This window comes from Kitasatospora sp. NPDC001309, from assembly GCF_042896295.1.
GTDB lineage: Bacteria > Actinomycetota > Actinomycetes > Streptomycetales > Streptomycetaceae > Kitasatospora.
This window is the reverse complement of sequence record NZ_JBIAXC010000054.1, coordinates 46,807-65,375: the sequence shown is the minus strand read 5'-3', so window position 1 is coordinate 65,375 and position 18,569 is coordinate 46,807. Positions and strand designations below refer to the sequence as shown.

General features: G+C 73.3%; 15 protein-coding genes and 1 pseudogene. 5 read left to right on the top strand and 11 right to left on the bottom strand.

Annotated features, from left to right (window positions below; all coding sequences use genetic code 11):
- Positions 1-92, top strand: a pseudogene (locus tag ACFY2K_RS37010) (ABC transporter ATP-binding protein); the annotation flags it as partial.
- Between the two features lie 59 nt (positions 93-151).
- Entirely contained in the window at positions 152-2,719 is a 2,568-nt protein-coding gene (locus ACFY2K_RS37005; protein ID WP_380592301.1) for an ABC transporter permease, read from the top strand.
- A gap of 303 nt (positions 2,720-3,022) precedes the next feature.
- On the opposite strand, the gene efeU is transcribed toward ACFY2K_RS37005, so the two are convergent.
- From efeU to ACFY2K_RS36985, 4 genes are all read right to left on the bottom strand, one after another.
- Positions 3,023-3,856 (bottom strand): iron uptake transporter permease EfeU, encoded by an 834-nt coding sequence (gene efeU, locus ACFY2K_RS37000; protein WP_380592299.1) that lies wholly within the window; start codon positions 3,854-3,856, stop codon positions 3,023-3,025.
- Between the two features lie 34 nt (positions 3,857-3,890).
- Positions 3,891-5,195 (bottom strand): iron uptake transporter deferrochelatase/peroxidase subunit, encoded by a 1,305-nt coding sequence (gene efeB / locus ACFY2K_RS36995; protein WP_380592297.1) that lies wholly within the window; start codon positions 5,193-5,195, stop codon positions 3,891-3,893.
- 145 nt (positions 5,196-5,340) lie between these two features.
- Positions 5,341-6,489 carry an iron uptake system protein EfeO gene (efeO, locus tag ACFY2K_RS36990; protein WP_387717074.1) on the bottom strand — a complete coding sequence of 383 codons (1,149 nt, stop codon included), beginning with the start codon at positions 6,487-6,489 and terminating at the stop codon, positions 5,341-5,343.
- Positions 6,490-6,630: 141 nt separating this feature from the next.
- Positions 6,631-7,446, bottom strand: coding sequence for an ABC transporter ATP-binding protein (locus tag ACFY2K_RS36985; RefSeq protein ID WP_380642455.1), 816 nt, complete (start codon positions 7,444-7,446; stop codon positions 6,631-6,633).
- 203 nt (positions 7,447-7,649) lie between these two features.
- Between ACFY2K_RS36985 and ACFY2K_RS36980 the strand changes: the two genes are divergently transcribed.
- Complete coding sequence (locus tag ACFY2K_RS36980; protein WP_387717072.1) at positions 7,650-9,809, top strand: amino acid adenylation domain-containing protein; 2,160 nt, start codon at positions 7,650-7,652, stop codon at positions 9,807-9,809.
- A 35-nt stretch (positions 9,810-9,844) separates the two neighbouring features.
- Here ACFY2K_RS36980 and ACFY2K_RS36975 read toward each other — a convergent pair whose 3' ends face one another.
- Together ACFY2K_RS36975 and ACFY2K_RS36970 are read right to left on the bottom strand one after the other, a co-directional pair.
- Positions 9,845-11,173, bottom strand: a complete 1,329-nt coding sequence (locus ACFY2K_RS36975) for a hypothetical protein (protein WP_387717070.1) — start codon at positions 11,171-11,173, stop codon at positions 9,845-9,847.
- A gap of 19 nt (positions 11,174-11,192) precedes the next feature.
- Positions 11,193-11,594 (bottom strand): GNAT family N-acetyltransferase, encoded by a 402-nt coding sequence (locus ACFY2K_RS36970; protein ID WP_387717068.1) that lies wholly within the window; start codon positions 11,592-11,594, stop codon positions 11,193-11,195.
- A gap of 168 nt (positions 11,595-11,762) precedes the next feature.
- Between ACFY2K_RS36970 and ACFY2K_RS36965 the strand changes: the two genes are divergently transcribed.
- On the top strand, positions 11,763-13,352 hold the full coding sequence (locus ACFY2K_RS36965) for a M4 family metallopeptidase (RefSeq protein ID WP_375895723.1): 1,590 nt from the start codon (positions 11,763-11,765) through the stop codon (positions 13,350-13,352).
- 25 nt (positions 13,353-13,377) lie between these two features.
- On the opposite strand, the gene ACFY2K_RS36960 is transcribed toward ACFY2K_RS36965, so the two are convergent.
- From ACFY2K_RS36960 to ACFY2K_RS36940, 5 genes are all read right to left on the bottom strand, one after another.
- Positions 13,378-14,481, bottom strand: coding sequence for a hypothetical protein (locus tag ACFY2K_RS36960; RefSeq protein ID WP_387717065.1), 1,104 nt, complete (start codon positions 14,479-14,481; stop codon positions 13,378-13,380).
- 41 nt (positions 14,482-14,522) lie between these two features.
- The gene (locus ACFY2K_RS36955) at positions 14,523-15,491 is read right to left on the bottom strand and encodes a D-2-hydroxyacid dehydrogenase family protein (protein ID WP_380524288.1); all 969 of its coding nucleotides are present in this window, start codon (positions 15,489-15,491) and stop codon (positions 14,523-14,525) included.
- Positions 15,488-15,862, bottom strand: a complete 375-nt coding sequence (locus ACFY2K_RS36950; protein ID WP_387717063.1) for a hypothetical protein — start codon at positions 15,860-15,862, stop codon at positions 15,488-15,490. Before ACFY2K_RS36950 ends, ACFY2K_RS36955 begins: the two co-directional genes overlap by 4 nt.
- Before the next feature lie 71 nt (positions 15,863-15,933).
- The gene (locus ACFY2K_RS36945; RefSeq protein ID WP_380642447.1) at positions 15,934-16,365 is read right to left on the bottom strand and encodes a hypothetical protein; all 432 of its coding nucleotides are present in this window, start codon (positions 16,363-16,365) and stop codon (positions 15,934-15,936) included.
- 59 nt (positions 16,366-16,424) lie between these two features.
- Positions 16,425-17,408 (bottom strand): DUF5937 family protein, encoded by a 984-nt coding sequence (locus ACFY2K_RS36940; RefSeq protein ID WP_380642461.1) that lies wholly within the window; start codon positions 17,406-17,408, stop codon positions 16,425-16,427.
- Positions 17,409-17,520: 112 nt separating this feature from the next.
- Between ACFY2K_RS36940 and ACFY2K_RS36935 the strand changes: the two genes are divergently transcribed.
- Positions 17,521-18,477, top strand: coding sequence for an aldo/keto reductase (locus tag ACFY2K_RS36935; RefSeq protein ID WP_387717077.1), 957 nt, complete (start codon positions 17,521-17,523; stop codon positions 18,475-18,477).
- Positions 18,478-18,569: the final 92 nt, after the last annotated feature.

Here is an 18,569-nt window from a genome sequence, read left to right as displayed (position 1 = left end):
ACGGCAAGATCGTCGACGAACTCCACAACCCCACCGCCGACACCGTCCTGGACCGCATGCGCCGCTTCGACGCCAAGGGCCGCACCAGCTGAGCCCGTTCGCACGTCCGAGCCCACCTGCCCCCGAGTACCCCCAGGACTGACGCTCCCCCATGTTCCGCACCGCACTGCGCAACGTACTGGCCCACAAGGGCCGCCTGCTGATGACGATGCTCGCCGTCATGCTCGGCACCGCCTTCGTCGCCGGCACGCTCATCTTCACCGACACCATGGGCCAGGCCCTCCGGAGCCAGAACTCCAAGAGCTACGCCGACATCGCCGTCACGGTCAGCGACGACTCGGCCGTCGGCCGCGGCTACGACCACGGCGCCCGCCACAACGCCGACACCCCGACCCTCACCGAGGACGCCCGCAAGAAGATCGCGGCCCTGCCCGGCGTCGCCGACGCCCGCGGCGTGGTCAGCGGCTTCGCCGGCATCGCGGACAAGAAGGGCGCGCTGATCGGCAACGGCTTCTCCACCACCGGCACCAACTACGTGCCGGGCGCCGACGGCACCGACCCGCGCTACCCGCTGGTCGAGGGCCGCGGCCCCAGGAGCGCCACCGAGATCGCCCTGGACACCCGGACTGCCGAGAAGGGCGGCTTCAAGCTCGGCGACACCGTCCGGGTCGCGGTCAACGGCCCGGTCATGGAGCTCAAGCTCACCGGCACCCTGCACACCAACGACCCGCGCGTGATGGCCGGCGGCTCGCTGGCCGCCTTCGACGACGCCACCGCCCAGGGGCTCTACCTGAGCCCCGGCCGCTACGCGTCGCTGGACGTCAAGGCCAAGCCCGGCACCGACGACGCCGCGCTGCTCACCGCCGTCAAGCAGGCACTGCCCCAGGGCGACAACATCGACGCCCGCACCGGCCGCGACCTGGCCGCCGAGCAGGACAAGATGATCGCCCAGGGCACCAAGATCCTGAACACCTTCCTGCTGGGCTTCGCCGCCATCGCGCTGTTCGTCGGCATCTTCATCATCGCCAACACCTTCTCCATGCTGGTCGCCCAGCGCACCAGGGAACTGGCGCTGCTGCGCGCCGTCGGCGCCACCCGCCGGCAGATCACCCGCTCGGTGAAGGTCGAGGCCGTGCTCGTCGGCCTGACCGCCTCGATCGGCGGCCTGCTGGCCGGTGTCGGGATCGCCGTCGGCCTCAAGGCGCTGCTCAACGGCCCGATGGACGCCAACCTGCCGGACGGCCCGCTGGTGATCGCCCCCACCACCGTCCTGACCGCGCTAGCGGTCGGCGTGCTGGTGACCCTGGTGGCCGCCTGGCTGCCCGCCCGCCGGGCCTCCCGGATCGCTCCGGTCGCCGCGATGAGCTCCGTCGAGCAGCCCGCCACCCAGAAGAGCCTGGTGGTCCGCAACACCGTCGGCCTGCTCTTCTCCGTCGCCGGGCTGGGCTCGCTGGCCGCCGGCATCAGCGGCAAGGAGGTCAAGCTCGTCGGCCTCGGCGCGGCCGCGCTGCTGCTCGGCGTGTTCGTGCTGACCCCGCTGCTGTCCCGGCCGCTGATCGCCCTGCTGGCCCCCGTGCTGCGCGCCGTGTACGGCACCCCGGGCAAGCTGGCCCAGGAGAACGCCGTCCGCAACCCGCGCCGCACCGCCGCCACCGCCTCGGCGCTGACCATCGGCGTCACGCTGATCACCTCGCTGACCGTGATCGGCGCCTCGGTGAACAAGGCCGTCGACGACTCCACCGACAGCGACATCAAGGCCGACTACACCGTGGCCATGCAGAACGGCACCATGCTGTCCGACGAGGTCGCCACCCAGATCGCCAAGACCCCCGGCGTCAGCGCGATGAGCCCCGAGCGCACCGTCCCGGTCACCGTCGACGGGGCCGACGACCGGTCCGAGTGGATGACCGCGGTGGACGCCACCACCATCGACCGGTTGGCCACCGTCAAGATCAAGGAGGGCTCCGCGGACGCCCTCAAGCAGGGCAAGCTGCTGGTCAGCACCGGCCGCGCCCAGAGCGCCGGCTACAAGGTCGGCGACACCCTCGCCGTCACCTACCCGGACGGCAGCAAGGGCTCGCTCACCATCGGCGGCATCCTGGAGGCCAACACCGCGCTGGCCAGCGTGATCGCCCCGGACGCCGTGGTCGGCCGGCACGCGGAGCCCGGCTCCGGCCCGAACAAGGTCCTCGTCAAGGGCGAGCACGGCGCGACCGAGCAGCTCAAGCAGGCGCTGCGCGACGCCACCGGCGGCAACCCGCTGATCGCGGTCAAGGGCGACAAGGACATCAAGGCGGAAAGCCGCCAGGCCGTCACCAACATCCTGAACATGATGTACGGGCTGCTCGGCATGTCCGTGGTGATCGCCGTCCTCGGCGTGGTCAACACCATGGCGATGTCGGTGTTCGAGCGCCGCCGGGAGATCGGCATGCTGCGGGCGATCGGCCTGGACCGGCTCGGCATCCGCCGGATGGTCCGGCTGGAGTCGCTGCTGATCGCGCTGTTCGGCGGACTGGTCGGGATCGGCCTCGGCATCCTGACCGCCTGGGCGGTCGTCCGGACGATGGCGGGCGACCTCAAGGGGCTCAGCACCGTGGTGCCGCCACTGCAGATCCTCGGGTTCCTGCTCGCGGCTGCCGTGATCGGCCTGCTGGCCGCGCTCTGGCCGGCCCACCGGGCGGCGAAGCTGGACATCCTGGGCGCGATCAAGAGCGAGTAGTCCCGCGCCTCGACAACCCCACCGGAGCCCCGGGCGGTCGAACCGTCCGGGGCTCCGGCGTCGGTGCGTGTCCGTACCCCTCGTCCGTACCCCTCGCCGGTGCCCCCGTGCTTGCCCCTCGTGCTTGGCCTTCGTGCTTGGCCTTCGTGCTTGCTCCTCGCCCTGGAGACCTCGTTCCAGGACGGGTTGGACGTGGCTCCGAACCGGAGCAGGGGGGCGTAATGCCGAAACGACACCGCCCCGCCCGGCGGGTGCCGGGCGGGGCGGTGCGGTGAAGTGCGGTGCGTGCCGTGAACGGCCGGGTCAGGCGGCCGGCTTGGCCGTGACGGGCTTCGCCCGGTTCCCGAACAGGTTGAAGAACACGGCCAGCGTGGGCAGCAGGTACGCCAGCCAGACGACCAGCTGGAGCACCGTCGGGTCCGGCTGGAAGTTGAACACGCCCTTGAGCAGGGTGCCGTACCAGCTGTCCTTGGGGATGGTGCTGGAGATGTCGAAGGCCGTGGCGTGCAGGCCGGGCAGCCAGCCGGCCTCCTGGAGGTCGTGGACGCCGTAGGCGAGGACGCCTGCCGCGACCACGACCAGCATCGCGCCGGTCCAGGTGAAGAACTTGGCCAGGTTGATCTTCAACGCGCCGCGGTAGAACAGCCAGCCGAGGACCACCGAGGTGAGCAGGCCGAGCGCGGCGCCGACCAGCGGGTTCCAGCCGTCGTCGGTGGCCTGCACCGCGGACCAGATGAACAGCGCGGTCTCCAGGCCCTCGCGGCCCACCGCCAGGAAGGAGGTGACCACCAGCGCCGTGGTGCCCATCGCGATCGCCGCGTCCAACTTGCCGTGCAGCTCGGTCTTGAGGTGCCGGGCGGTGCGCCGCATCCAGAACACCATCCAGGTCACCAGCCCGACCGAGATGATCGACAGCGAGCCGCCGAGCGCCTCCTGGGCCTCGAAGGTGAGCTGCGAGGAACCGAACTGGAGGACGGCGCCGAAGACCATGGAGAGCACCACGGCCGCGGTGACGCCGAGCCACACCGGCGGCAGCTTGTCCCGGCGGTCGGTCTTGACCAGGTACGCGATCAGGATGCAGACGACCAGGCTGGCTTCGAGGCCTTCGCGCAGGCCGATCAGGTAGTTGCCGAACACGGCTGACTCCTAGAGGTGTTGGAGGTGGGAAGGCTCAGCCGAAGAGGGCCTGACCCCACCACTCCCCCGGCTTGCGGACACCCGCCGGGCAGGCGAAGTGGGCGGAGCCGACGTGCTGGATGTACTCGTTGAGCTTGTCCGTGGCCGCGAGCCGCTGCTGGAGCGGGACGAAGGCCTTGCGGGTGTCGCGCTGGTAGGCGAGGAAGAACAGTCCGGCGTCCAGCCGGCCGAGGCCGTCGGTGCCGTCGGTGAAGGAGAAGCCGCGGCGCAGGATCATCAGGCCGTTGTTGGCGTCCGGGTGGGCCAGGGCGACGTGGGAGGTCGCGGGCATCGCCTTGAGGTCGGGGGCGTCGTGCTCCTTGGCCTTGCCGTACGGGGCGCCCTCGCCCTTGGTGCGGCCGAAGGTGTCCTCCTGGTCCTTGAGCGGGGCGCGGTCCCAGGTCTCGATGTGCATCCGGATCCGCCGGGCGACCAGGTAGGAGCCGCCGGTCATCCACTCCGGGCCGTCGCCGGGGGCGGCCCAGACGTGCTCGGCGAGGTTGGCGCCGTCGCTGCCCGCGATGTTGTGGGTGCCGTCCTTGAACCCCATCAGGTTGCGCGGGGTCTGCTGGTCCGGGGTGGTCGAGGAGGTCTTGCCGAAGCCGAGCTGGGACCAGCGGATGTTGACGGTGCCCATGCCGATCCGGGCCAGGTTGCGGATCGCGTGCACCGCGACCTGCGGGTCGTCGGCGCAGGCCTGGACGCACAGGTCGCCGCCGCTGCGCAGCGGGTCGAGCTTGTCGCCCTTGAAGGTGGGCAGCTCGATCAGGGCCTCGGGGCGCTGGGCCTTGAGGCCGAAGCGGTCGACGCCGTCCTTCTCGAACAGGCCGGGGCCGAAGCCGATGGTGAGGGTGAGCCGGGAGGCGGGCAGGCCGAGGGCCTCCCCGGTGTCGTCCGGCGGGGCCTCGGCGGAGGCCGGGACGGCGCCGGTGCCGACCTCGCGGCCGCCGGTCATCGCGGCGGCCGCCTTGGTCCACTCCTTGAGCAGCTTGACCAGGGACTCCCGGGTGGCCTTCTCGGAGACGTCGAAGGCCGCGAAGTGCAGCCGGTCCTGGACGGGGGTGGCGATGCCCGCCTGGTGGTCGCCGTAGAACGGGACCTCCGCGGCGACCGTCGCAGCGGCCGCCGGGACGGGGTCGTCGTCCTGGCGGCTCGCCGCCGCGACCGACCCGACGGCCGCGGCGCCGAGCGCGACGCCCGCGCCGGCCCAGCCGATGACGGCGCGGCGGCTGACCGCGCCCGGGTTGGCGGTGGCGGCAGCGGCCGGAGCACCCTGCTGCTGCTCGTTCTCGGCGTCCATCGGCGGGCGGGCCCTTCTCACTCTTGCTGAACTACTGACCTGCGGAACTACGGAACTGCTGACCTGCGGAACCGCTGGCCTACCGGCTTGCTGGCCTGCGGAACTACGGAGCTGCGGTGACGGCCGAACCCGGTTCGGCGGTGGGCTACTTGACGACGACGGCGGCGGCCAGCTTCGACAGCGGCTCGCCCAGCGAGTTGACCGCGTCGGAGAAGGTCTTGCGCTCGGCCTCGGTGACCGTGTCGTACGGGGTGAAGGTGCCGTCGGCCTGCTTGTACTTGGCGAGCAGGGCGTTGATGGCGGTGAACTCGGAGTCGAGGGTCTTCGACAGCTCCGGGTTCTTCTCGGCGGCGACCGGCTTCAACAGCTCGTAGGCCTTCTGGGCACCCTCGACGTTGGCCTGGAAGTCCGCGAGGTCGGTGTGGCTGTAGCGGTCCTCCTCACCGGTGATCTTGTTGGTGGCGACCTCGTCGAGCAGTTCCTTGGCGCCGTTGGCCATGCTGGTCGCGGTGATCTCCGCCTCGGGGATCTTCTTCTGCCAGTCCTTGAGGTCGGCGACCAGCTGGTCGGCGAGGGTCTTCTCCTCGTCGCCGATCCTGGCGTCGGCCCAGAGGGCCTTCTCCAGCCGGTGCCAGCCAGTCCAGGCCTGGCCCTGCTCCAGCTTGTCCTCGCGGGTGTCGGTCTTGGGGTCGACGTCGCCGAAGCTCTCGGCGACCGGCTCGGTGCGCTCCCAGCCGGTGCGCGAGGGGGCGTACAGCGACTTGGCCTTCTCCAGGTCGCCGCCCTTGATCGCGGCGGCGAAGGCCTCGACGGCCGGGACGGTGGCGTCGGCCTGCTCCTGGGCGTACTTGCGGTAGGCGTCGACGGCGGCGGCCAGGCGCGGGTCGGCGGGGGCGGCGCTGCCGCTGTCGCCGGTCACGGTGATCTTCTGGCGGATGCCGTCGCCGACCATGCCGGGCTTGCAGGCGACCTCGTAGCTGCCGGCCTTGATCTCGGCGTTGATGCTGGCCTTGGTCCCGGGGCCGATGTTCTCCCGCTCGGTGACGATCTTGTCGCCGGCGGCGTAGACGTACACCTCGGTGGTCTTGGAGCCCTTGTTGCTGATGTCGATCACCACGTGACCGGCCGGGAAGCTGGTCTTCGAGACCTCGCAGGCGGTGTCGGTGGCGTTGACCTTGACCGCGTCCGAGCCGCCCGCCTTGTCGTCCTTCTTCGACGCGCAGCCGGCCAGGGCGGCGGTGGCCACGGCGAGGCTGAGCAGCGCGGCTGCGGTGGAACGGCGGCGGGCGGACATGGGGGCTCCAACGGAAAAGGGCATGGGGGTGCCAAGGCCGGGTAAAGCGCCGGCCGGGCCGGTGCCTCCTGATTAGCTAAGGCATACCTTACGTAAGAAGTCTTTACCGTCCATACCCGGCCCCCTGCCCTGCCCGAACCGTTACCTCCCCGGCGCGCGCCGGGCGGCGGCGCGGGCCGTCCAGCGGCCGTCCTGGCGGCTGATCCGGATCGGGTGGCCGAAGGTCGCGCTGATCAGCTCCGTGGTCATCACCTCGTCCACCGGACCGGCCGCCAGGCACTCGCCCTCGCGCAGCAGCAGCGCGTGAGTGGTGCTCTCCGGCAGCTCCTCCAGGTGGTGGGTGACCAGCACACTGGCCAGTTCGGGGTGCTGGTGGCGCAGCAGGTCCAGGCTGTCCAGCAGCAGCTCGCGGGCGGTCAGGTCGAGGCCGGTGGCGGGCTCGTCGAGCAGCAGCAGGCGGGGGCTGGGCATCAGCGCGCGGGCGATCAGGGCCCGGCCGCGCTCGCCCTGGGAGAGCGTGGTCCACGGGGCGTCCGCCATCGCGGCCATGCCGAGGGTCTCGATCAGCTCCTCGGCCCGCTCCACCGCCTCGGGGGCGGGCTTGCGGTGCCACTCCGGCTCGATGGTGTTGGTGTGGCCGGTGAGCACCACCTCGCGCACGCTGAGCGGCGAGCGCAGCGGGTGGCGCGGGTTGACGTGCCCGAGGTGGGCGCGCAGCTCGCGGATGTCGACCCGGCCGAGCCGGCGGCCGAGCACGTCCACCGTGCCGCGGGTGGGGTGGGAGACCGCGCCGAGCAGGGCGAGCAGGGTGGACTTGCCCGCCCCGTTGGGGCCGAGCAGTGCCCAGTGCTCGCCGGGCCGGATCTCCAGGGTGATGCCGCGCAGCAGGTGCCGGCCGTCGCGCACGACGTCGACGTCCTGGGTGCGCAGCAGCGGGCCGTCGAAGGACGGGGCCATGGGGCGATTCTCCGATCGTGGTGCCGGTCAGGGGGGCGGGGCGCCGTACCCGACCGGCCCGGCGCCGACCGTCCGTGTGCACCGTACAACCGTCGGCCGGGGCCGAGCCGGGCCGTCCGAGGAGTGAACCGTCCAGAACCCTGTCGTGCGGGAGGAGTTGGGAGGAACATGGTGCTCTTCCGTGGGGGCGAGGGGGAGGCGTGATGGTGGTGGACGAGGAACGGCCGGGCAGTCTGCACGCTCTGGTCGAGCGGCAGGCCCGCCGGGCGCCGGGGGCGGTGGCGGTGCGCTGCGGCGAGGCGGAGCTGACGTACGGGGAACTGGACGCCCGGGCGGACCGGTTGGCGGCCGTACTGGTGGGGCGCGGGCTGGCCCCCGGCGGCCTGGCGGCGGTCGCGCTGGGCCGGGGCACCGAGGTGTACGTGGCGCTGCTCGCGGTACTCAAGGCGGGCGCCGCCTTCGTGCCGCTGGAGCCGACCGCGCCCGACACACTGCTGCGGCACGTGCTGACCGACGCCGCGCCCCGCCTGGTGGTCACCGAGCGGCGCCACCTGGTCCGGCTCGCGGACGCGGGCGGCGCCGAGGTGGTCTGCGTCGACGACCAGGACCAGCCGGACGGCGGGTTCGAGCGGCCGGACGGAGGGTTCGAGCGGCCGGAGGTCACCCCCGGCGACCTCGCCTGCGTGTTCTACACCTCCGGCTCCACCGGCCTGCCCACCGGCGCGCTGGTCGAGCACCGCAACCTGCTGGCCGCGTACGCGGGTTGGCGCGAGGTGTACGGTCTGACGCCCGAGGACCGGATCCTGCAGACGGCCAGCTTGGAGTTCGACGTCTTCACCGCCGACTGGGTGCGCGCGCTGGGCACCGGCGCCACCCTGGTGGTCACCCCGTTCAACCTCACGCTGGACCGCACCGCCGACCTCGCCGCGCTGCCCGCGCTGGTCGCGGAGGAGCGGATCACGGTCATGGAGCTGAACGTCCGCACCGCGCGTCGGCTCACCGACCTGCTGTCCGTGACCCGCGCCGGGCTGCCGGGAGTACGGCTGCTCACCGTCGGCGCCGAGAAGTGGTACCTGGACGAGCAGTTGGCGCTGCAACGGCTGCTCGGCGAGGGCACCAGGGTGCTGAACGTCTACGGCCTGGCCGAGGCCACCGTCGACAGCACCTGGTTCGAGGTGCGCGGCGCGGCCGCGGCCCCCGGCGCGGAGCGGGTCTCGCTGGTCGGCCGGCCCTTCCCCGGCACCCGGGTGTACGTGCTCGGCCCCCGGGCCACCCCGGTGCCGCCCGGGCGGGTCGGCGAGATCGCCGTCGCCGGCTCCGGCCTGACCCGCGGCTACCTGGGCCGGCCGGTGGACACCGCCCGCCGCTTCATCCGGGCGAGGTTCGATCCGGACGGCCGGGTGCTGCTGACTGGCGACCTCGGGGTGCTGCGGGAGGACGGCGTCCTGGAGTTCGTCGGCCGGGCCACCACCGTGGTCGGACCGCTCGGCGCGGACCGGCCGACCACGGTGGTCGCCCGGGTCAAGGTGGCGGCCCGTGCGGAGGGCGCGCTGCGCACCCACCCGAAGGTGCGGGAGGCGGTCGTGGTCGAGATGGAAACGCGGCCCGGACAGCGGCAGCTGGTCGGCTACGCGGTGCCCGTACAAGGAGCGCCGGACCGGGACGGGACGGACGGCTGGTCGCTCACCCAGTACCTGCTGACCCAGCTCAGGGGCTTCTCGAACCCCACCGCCGTGGTCGTCGTCCCCGAGCTGCCGCGCACCCGCGCCGGGAAGCTCGACCGCTCCAAGCTGCCGCTGCCCGCCCCGCCGGGGCACACCGCCCCGCGCTCGGCCAAGGCCGGAGGCGGGCGCGGCGGCAAGGGCGGGGCCGGGCGGAGCGGCAAGGGCGGCGGCGGGCGCGGCGGTTCGGACTCCGATCCGATCGGCTGCGCGGTCGCGATCGCGATCGTCGTCGCGTTCTTCGCGTGGGGCCTCACCAATGTCTTCTTCAAGGGCGCGACGGACCTCTCGGCGGTGCCCGACGGCGGCTACCACACCTGGTTCGAGCTGCTCTACTTCTTCGAGAACCTCTCCTTCGGCGCCGGGATGGCCTTCCTGTTCTTCGGCTTCCCCTCGGTCCTGCGACAGGGCCGGTCGTTCAGGCTGTCCGTGGTCACCTACCTGTCGATCTTCTGGCTGCTCGCCTCCTGGTGGCCGCAGGACAACCTCTACCGGCTCACCGCGGCCGACGACTGGACCCGCGAGGTGGTGATGGTCTACGTCTTCAACGTCCCGCTGATGCTGGCCGCCATGGTGGTCGTGGTCTTCCTGCTCAGCCGGCCGAAGACCGTGCAGAAGCAGAAGGCGGGGAGGAGGCACTAGGGTCCGTCCTCAAGCTCCTGCCTGTGGGCCGGCGTTCAGCGCAACGCCTCGAACATCCCGGCCAGCGCGCCGTTGGCCGCCTCGACCAGCGCCTGCGCGGCGTCCAGTGCCTCGGCGTCGGGCCCGGCCAGGGCGAGGCCGACGGCGGGCTCCGGGTCGTGGGCCGCCGTCGGGATCAGCGGCAGCAGGGTGACGCCGAGCCGGGCGCAGCGCGGGCGCAACCGGTCGAGGTGCTCGTGCAGCGCCTCGGGGGCGAGCCGGGCGCCGAGCGGCAGCGCGTCCAGGGTACGGACGAGGTGGCCGGGGCCGCGCACCTGGTCCAGTCGCTCGCGCAGGACGAAGGCGACGGCGGGGCCGGTGAGCCGCAGGTTGATCTCGGTGGGGGCGAGGCGGCGCTGCCGGTCGGTGACGAAGTCGACGTCGTACCAACCGCGGTGGCCCTCGGCGGCCAGCCGCTCCCCCACGGCCAGGGCGAACCCGCGCGCCGTGTCGGCGGCGGCCCGCGGCACGGTGCCGGGGCCGACGGTGACGCCCTGGTAGCGGGTGCCGGCCACCTCCATGACGCCGGCCCCGACCGGGTGCACGGTGCCGTCCGGGCCGATCACGGCGTCGTAGGTGAGGTCCCGCAGCCGGGCGGAAGGGCCCGGGTCCACGTACTCCTCCAGCAGCAACTCGCCGTCCGGAGGCAGGACTTCGGAGCGCACCAGGCGGCGCAGCAGGGCGCCTCCGCCGCCCGCGGCGAACAGCTCGGCGGGCTCGACCACGACGGTGCCGTAACCGCCCACGCCGTACGGGCTCTTGAGGACGGTGGTCAGGCCCCGGACGGCCCGGACGGTGAGTCTGTGCGCGGCGCGGCGACGGCTCCCCACGCGCTCCTGGGCGGGGACGACGACCCCGGGGTGCTCGGGGGCGAGGGCGGCGAACAGCCCGTGCGCGGCGGCCTTGGACTCGTAGCGGCGGACGGTGTCGAGCTCGGGCCCCTCGCCCTGCGCCGCCGTACGGCCCCAACTGACCACCGGGTGGCCGGAGTCGGCGATCCGGGCGGCCAGCGCGGGGCGGGCGGCGAGCGCCTCGGCGAGCGTCCGGTCGCCCGCCACCCCGGTGTGCACCTCGACCGGGCCCCAGCCCAACTCCCGGCCCAGCCAGTCGGTCCAGACCCGGTCGACCTCGGCGGGCAGCACCAGCACGGCCGGTTCCGGGCTGTAGCCGACGGCCAGGCAGGCGTAGTGGTGCGCCTGCCGCAGCCGTCGCGCCCGCTGCGCGGCGTCCATGCCCGGGGCGAAGAACTGCGCGTTGAAGTCCGCGACATTGCCCAGGTGCACCGCCGCCCGCCCGCCGGTCCAGGCCCCCACCCATCCGTCCATGGAGCGGAAGCATAGGGCGTCAGAGCGCCAACAGCCCCGCCTCGGTGGGGCGCAGACCGCACGCGTCGAGGTAGAGGGCGCGCAGGTGGGGCTCGAAGTCGACGTGCAGCCAGGCGCAGCCGGCGCTGCGGGCGCCGTCGGCGGCCTCGCCGACCAGCCGGGTGGCGACGCCGTGCCGCCGGGCGGCCGGTGCGACCACGGTGTCCAGCAGGAAGGCGTGGGTGCCGCCGTCCCAGGCGAGGTTGACGAAGCCGACCAGGGCGCCGTCGGCGGTCCGCCGGGCGGTGACCCAGCCGAGGCTGTGCCGCGCCAGGCGGGCCAGCCACTGGCCGGGTTCGAGGGGGTGGCCGAAGCCGTCCGCTTGCAGGCGGTCGAGTTCGGGGTCGGTGAGCGCTCCGCGCCACTGGTAGTCGATCGTCACGACGGCAGCGTAGACGGCTTGTTAAGTTCCGATCATTTTTGATTGGACCAGGACACAACTTGGCAAAGTTATGACCTTTCCTCTAGCCCGACCTGACTGATCGCCGTCAATCTCGGTCGCAGCTCTTTGCAGCCCCTTTCCCTGCACCCCACCCCCACCGGAGTCAGAGTGAGCCCCAACTCCTCGTCCCGCCGTGCCCGCACGGCCGGAGCGATAGCCGTCGTCGCCGCCCTCGCCGCCGTGGCCGTCCCCACCACGGCCTCCGCCGCCCCCGCCACCCGCGAGGCCGCGATCGCCCAGGCCCGCGCCAACGTCACCCACAACGCCGGGGTGTTCGGCTACGGCGCGGGCCAGGACCTCGTCCTCAAGGACGTCGTCCTCGACGCCGACGGCGCCTCGCACATCCGCTTCGACCGCACCTACCAGGGCCTTCCGGTGGTCGGCGGCGACCTGGTCGTCCACCAGGACGCCCGCGGCAGGCTCAAGGACACCTCCCGGGCGGCCGCCCACGACGCCGCCGTGAAGACCACCGTCCCCAAGGTCCCCGCCCAGGCCGGCGCCGCGAACGCGATCTCCGCCGCCCCCGGCGTCCGGGACGCCACCAGCAGCCCCGAACTGGTCGTCTGGGCCGCCGACGGCACCCCGCGACTGGCCTGGCGCACCGTCGTCGAGGGCACCGGCGAGCACGGCCAGCCGGCCGGCAAAGTCGTCGTCACCGACGCCACCACCGGCGAGCAGATCGAGTCCTACGACGCCGAGCACCAGGCAGCCGGCACCGGCAACTCCGAGTACACCGGCCAGGTCACCGTCGACACCACCCCGGCCAACGGCGGCTACACCCTGACCGACCCGGTCCGCGGCCACGTCACCAAGGACGCCGGCAACCTGTCCGCCAGCTCGATCAAGGCGAGCTCCGGCACCCCGTTCACCAGCACCACCAACGTCTGGGGCGACGGCAAGAAGTTCTCCACCAACCGCGCCACCGCCGCCGTCGACGCCCACGCCAACACCGCCTGGACGTACGACTACTACAAGAACGTGCACGGCCGGAACGGCATCAAGAACGACGGCAAGGGCGCCACCGTCTTCGTCCACGTCGGCACCAACTGGGACAACGCCCAGTGGTCCGACAGCTGCTTCTGCATGATGACCGGCGACGGCGACGGCACCACCGACCCCGAGCAGGTCGACCTCGACACCATGGGCCACGAGATGACCCACGGCGTCACCAGCGCCACCGCCAACCTGCGCTACAGCGGCGAGTCCGGCGGCCTCAACGAGTCGACCAGCGACATCTTCGGCACCATGGTCGAGTGGTACGCCAACAACAAGATCGACACCGGCGACTACCTGTTCAGCGACCAGTCCACCCCGCCGTGGCTGCGCCGCTTCGACAAGCCCTCGCTGGACGGCAAGTCGGCCGACTGCTGGAGCAGTTCGGTCGGCAAGCTGGACGTCCACAACTCCTCCGGCGTCGGCAACCACTGGTTCTACCTCGCCAGCGAGGGCAGCGGCACCAAGACCATCAACGGGGTCACCTACAACAGCCCCACCTGCAACAAGTCGACGGTCACCGGCATCGGCAACCAGAAGGTCGCCAAGATCTGGTACCGCGCGCTGACCGTCTACATGACCTCCACCACCAACTACAAGGGCGCCCGCGCCGCCTCGCTCAACGCCGCCCGCGACCTCTACGGCGCCGGCAGCACCGAGTACAACGCGGTCGCCGCGGCCTGGAGCGGCGTCAACGTCAACTAGGTCCCGGCCGGCCGACGTTGTCGGATCAGCTGGTGAACCCGACGTGGACGTGGTCGTGGTGGGTGTCATCGGTGAAGAACTGGTTGCCGACGCCCGCGATCGCCACCGGCCCGCCCACGTTGTACGAACCGGCCGCCGCCGCGTCCCGCATGAAGGACTCGATCAGCTGCCGGGGCGTGGCCGGGTCCACCACGGCCCGGCCGTCGATCCGCCAGACGTCGAAGGCCCGGCCCAGCGGATGGTCGCTGGGCCGGGTCGTCCCGAAGACGTCCAGGGGGTGACCGGTGCGCACCACGCTCACCGACAGCGCGTACGGGCCGGCCAGCCGCAGCATCGCCGTCAGGACGCTGTCGTGGACGGTGCCGCTGAGCAGATCGGCGGCGGCCTCGGGCGGCAGCTCGATCCTCGGCTCGGCCAGCACCTTCGCCACCGCGGGGGTGGGTGCGGCGGGCGCGGCAGGTGAGGCGGGTGAGGCGGCGGGTGTGGCGGCGGGTGACCCGGCGGCCGGGCCCGGGTCGCCGGGGTGCACGGCGGTGACCGTCCAGCGGGGCTCGGCCCGGCTCAGCCGGACGTCCACCGTGATGCCGCCCGCCGCCACCGAGCCGTCCGGCTGCCTGGTCCACTGGCGGCAGACCACCAGCACGCTCGCCGAGTCGGCGAGGATCCCGCCGTACTGGGCGTCGACCACCTCCACGGCGGCCTCCGGCGCCGCCGGGGCGAGCCGCCCGGCCCCGTCCGCCAGGCCCGGCGGCAGGCCCAGCGCCGCCACCCGGGCCCGGGCCGCCCCGGACCCCTGCCCGCCGGGCGGCCAGGCGCCGAGCGCGGCGACCAGCTCGACGGCGCGGCGCTTGACGTCGGGCTGGATCTCGCCGGGGCCGGGCTGCCACAGTGGCGGGTTGGGCAGCGGGGTCGCTGCGGGGGGCGCTGTCGGGGTCGCCGCCTGGGTCGCTGTCGGGGTCGGGGCCTGTGTCGGGGTCGGGGCCGCTGTCGGGGGCTGTGTCGAACTCGCCGGGGACACGGCGGACTTCGTACCGCTCGTACACCCCGCCGCGCCCAGCAGCACCGCCGCCGCACCCGCCCGCAGCACCCCGCGTCGGCCCGTACCCCGGCCACCGTCTCCGCTCGTCATGCCGTCAGTATGCGACCGGTGGCCGGGCCGGGGCGCGGGCGTCAGCCCAGACGGCGGATCGGCTCACCCGCCAGGAACGCCGCGATGTCCTCCACCGCCTCGGTGAAGTACCGCCGGTAGTTCTCCTGCGAGACGTACCCCAGGTGCGGGGTGGCCAGCAGCCGGGGCGCGCGGCGCATCGGGTGGTCGGCGGGCAGCGGCTCGACGTCGAAGACGTCCACCGCGGCCCCCGCGATCCGGCCGCCGGTGAGGGCCGCGAGCAGCGCGTCCTGGTCGACGATCGCCGCCCGGGAGGTGTTCACCAGATAGGCCTCCGGCTTCATCAGGGCGAGCTCGGCGGCGCCGATCAGCCCCCGGGTGCCCGCGTTCGACGCGAGGTGGACCGACACGAAGTCGCTCTCCCCGAGCAGTTGCTCCTTCGAGGCGGCCCGGCGCACACCCGCCGCGGCCGCCTGCTCGTCGGTCAGGCTCCGGCTCCAGGCCAGCACCTCCATGCCGAAGGCCAGCCCGACCCGGGCGACGGCGGAGCCGATCCGGCCGAGACCGAGCACTCCGAGCGTCCGGCCGTGCAGATCGGCCCCGACGGTGCTCTGCCAGGGCCCGCCCTCGCGCAGCGCGGTGTTCTCCTGGACGAGACCGCGGGCCAGGCCCAGCAGCAGCGCCCAGGTCAGCTCGACCGGCGGAGTGCCGGAGCTGGCCGTACCGCAGACGGTCACGCCGTGCGCCTCGGCGGCCCGGAGGTCGATCACCGAGTTGCGCATGCCGGAGGCGACCAGCAGCTTGAGACGGGGCAGCCGGGCGAACAGCGTGGCGGGGAACGGCACCCGCTCGCGCAGGGTGACCACGATGTCGAACCCGGCGAGCGCGGCGACCAGTTCCTCCTCCGAGGTGTGGTGCTCACGGAAGGCGGTCACCTCGACCCGGTCGGCGACCGGGGTCCAGTCGGCGGAGCTGGTGGCGACGCTCTGGAAGTCGTCCAGGACGGCGCAGCGAAGGAGCGGAAACGTCATGCCCGCAGCTTCCCAGACGGCGGCGGGCCGGGGGGCCGCAGTCCGTAGCGGTCCCGCTCCCGTTCCCGGTCCCGGTCCCGCTCCCGGACGACCCACGATGGCTCGCCGAGCTTGGCCCGCAGGACGGCCATCGGGTGGCGCAGCTCCCGGTGGTCGGACAGGCCGTCCCAGCCGTGCAGTCGGATGTCCCGCAGGTCGTGCATCCCCTCGCCGAGCTCGATCAGGGTGCGTAGCGCCCGGGTGTCCTGGCGGGTGAGCTGCACCTCCCGGCCGTCCACGGTGGCGATCCGGGTGGCCGGGTCGAGGGCGATGCGTCCGTCGAAGGCGGTCAGCGGGACCGGCGCCTCGTCCACGGGCTGTTCCTGCTCCATGTCGGGCAGCCTAGTCGGTCCGGCCCGGCCGCCAACTCCGCCGCGCAGCAGGGCCGATGGCTCCGACGCCGCTACCCGTTCCACCCGTTGAGGTCTTCGAAGCCGGTCTCCACGCTGCCGCGGAACGCCAGGGCCTCACGGCCGATGCCGAGAGCGTCGAGCAGGGAGTCCAGGGCCGCTTCCGGGTCGTCCACCGAGCGGCTCAACCAGACGAACGTGCACGGGGGAACCTGTCCGCCGAGCCTGCTCAGGGCGAAGGACGTCCTCCCGATGCGGAACATGGCGACGTCCACCGGGCCGAGGTCCTCCCAGCCCCGCTCGACGGTCAGCCGCAGGCGCGCCGCGAGCACGTCCAGCGGGGGCTGCAGGCCCGCCACCAGGCGAAATGTACCGGCGGCGTACTCCCACATGCTCTGCTGGAAGGCCGGGTTGGGGTTGCCGCCCTGGTAGGAGGGTGCCGGACCCCAGTCCGGCTCGGGGCCCGGAACGCCGACTGCCGTCATGTCTCCCCCGTCCGAACGCTGCGGTTACCACCCTGCTCCCACCGTAGCCGAGGCGCCCGTCAGCCGTCCGGGTCGAGCAGCGCCTCGGCGGTGGCCGTCCGGGCGTACAGCACCCAGCGCCCGGCGCGGTGGGCGCTCACCAGGCGGGCGTCCCGCAGCGCCGTCAGGTACTGGGAGACGGCCGAGGGCGACAGGCCGGTGCGGTGGGCGAGTTCGGTGGTCGAGGCGGGGGCGGCGAGTTCGGCGAGCAGCAGGGCGCGGGAGCGGCCGAGCACCGCGGCGAGGGCCGCCGTGCCGGGGGCCGGTGGCCCCGCGGTCCAGAGACGGCCGATCCCCCGGGCCGGGTAGGCGAGTTGGGGAGGAGCCGGCGGGGCGAGGAGGGTGAACAGGCCGGGGCCGGTGAACGCGGAGGGGATCAGCAGCAGGCCCGGCCCGGCGGTGCGGCGGGGCATCGGGCGGGAGCGCCGGCTCAGCCGCAGGGCGCCGTCGGTCCACCGCAGTTCGGCGTGCAGGTCGTTGAGTACCCGCTCGGCGCCGTGCTCGGCGGCCTGCCGGGCCCGGTACAGCACGTCGGCGTCGAGGACGGCGCGGATCCGCGCCCAGTACGGCGCGAGGGCCAGCTCCCAGTAGGCCTCGACCGCCTCGGCGAGCCGGGCCAGCCCGGCCTCCGGGTCGGCGTACAGGGCTCGCAGCCTCGGCCCGAGCGTGCCCCGGTCCGCCCGGTGCGCCTGGTCCGCCTGGTCGGCCTGGTCCGCCGCCAGTCGGTCCAGGTCGCGCCGGACCTGCCCGGCGGGGGTGGCCCGGATCGCGGCGAGTTCCCCGGCCAGGGTCGGCGCGGGTCCGGTCGGGGCCGGATTGAGGAAGTCCGGCACGTACCCGGCGGGCGGCACGAGTTCGGCGAGCAGCCCGTACGCCGGGCCGAGCGCCGCCAGTCGGGGCCGGACCTGCTCCACCCAGGGGCCGTGGACGGCGTGCGGCGCTCCCGAGCGCAGCAGACGCAGGCTCGGCCCGACCTCCCACATCGGTGCGACCGCGAACCGCATCCGGGCCAGGTCACCTGCCGTGAACAGCAGCTCCGCCAACGCCTTCCCCCGTGGATTCACACATGTCCGAATCAGTGGCGATCAGGTTAGTTCAATCGCGATCATGACCAGCATGACTTCCGACACCACCTCGACCAGCGCTTCCCCGACCGGCGCTTCCCCGACCAGCGCTTCCGTGTCCGCCGCCTCGTCCGGCACCTGGCAGCTCGGCGACCGCACCGTCCACCGGATCGGCTTCGGCACCATGCGCCTGCCGCAGACCGGGCCGGCGCTCGTACCGGACGCCGTACCGCGCGACCGCGACCAGGCCCTGCGGGTACTGCGTCGCGCGGTCGAACTGGGCGTCAACCACATCGACACCGCCGCCTTCTACTTCTCCCCGCTGCGCTCCGCCAACGAGCTGATCAACCGCGCCCTCGCCCCGTACTCCGACGCCCTGGTGATCGCCACCAAGGTCGGCCCGGCCCGTGGCACCGACGGCCGGTGGATCGACCACGCCCGCACCCCCGAGGCGCTGCGCGCCCAGGTCGAGGAGAACCTGCGCCAGCTCGGCCGCGACCACCTCGACCTGGTCAACCTGCGCATCCTGGGCACCGACTCGATCGCCGAACGCTACGGCGCACTCGCCGAGTTGCGGCAGGCCGGACTGATCCGGCAGCTCGGCCTCTCCAACGTCCACCCGCACCAGCTCACCGAGGCCCGGGCCATCGCCCCCGTCACCTGCGTGCAGAACCCGTACGGGATCGGCGCCTCGCCCGCCCAGGACGAGGTCCTGCGACTCTGCGGCGAGCAGGGCATCGCCTTCGTCCCGTTCTACGCCATCGCCGGCGCCGGGCGTGAGGGCGGCGCCGCCGCCGGGGCGGAACCCGGCGAGGTCCGGACGGTGGCCGAGGCGCGCGGCGTCAGCACCGCCCAGGTCCGGCTCGCCTGGACGCTCCACCGGGGTCCGCACGTCCTCGCCATCCCGGGCACCGGCGACGTGGCGCACCTGGAGGACAACATCGCGGCCGGCGCCCTGCGGCTGACGGCCGAGGAACTCGCCCTGCTGAACCGGGCCCACTCCGGCTGACCTGGGACCTGGGACCTGGGCCCCGGAACCACCACCCGCCGCACGGGCGTCACACTCCGGGACCGGACCCCGTCCCACCGAACGAACCCCAG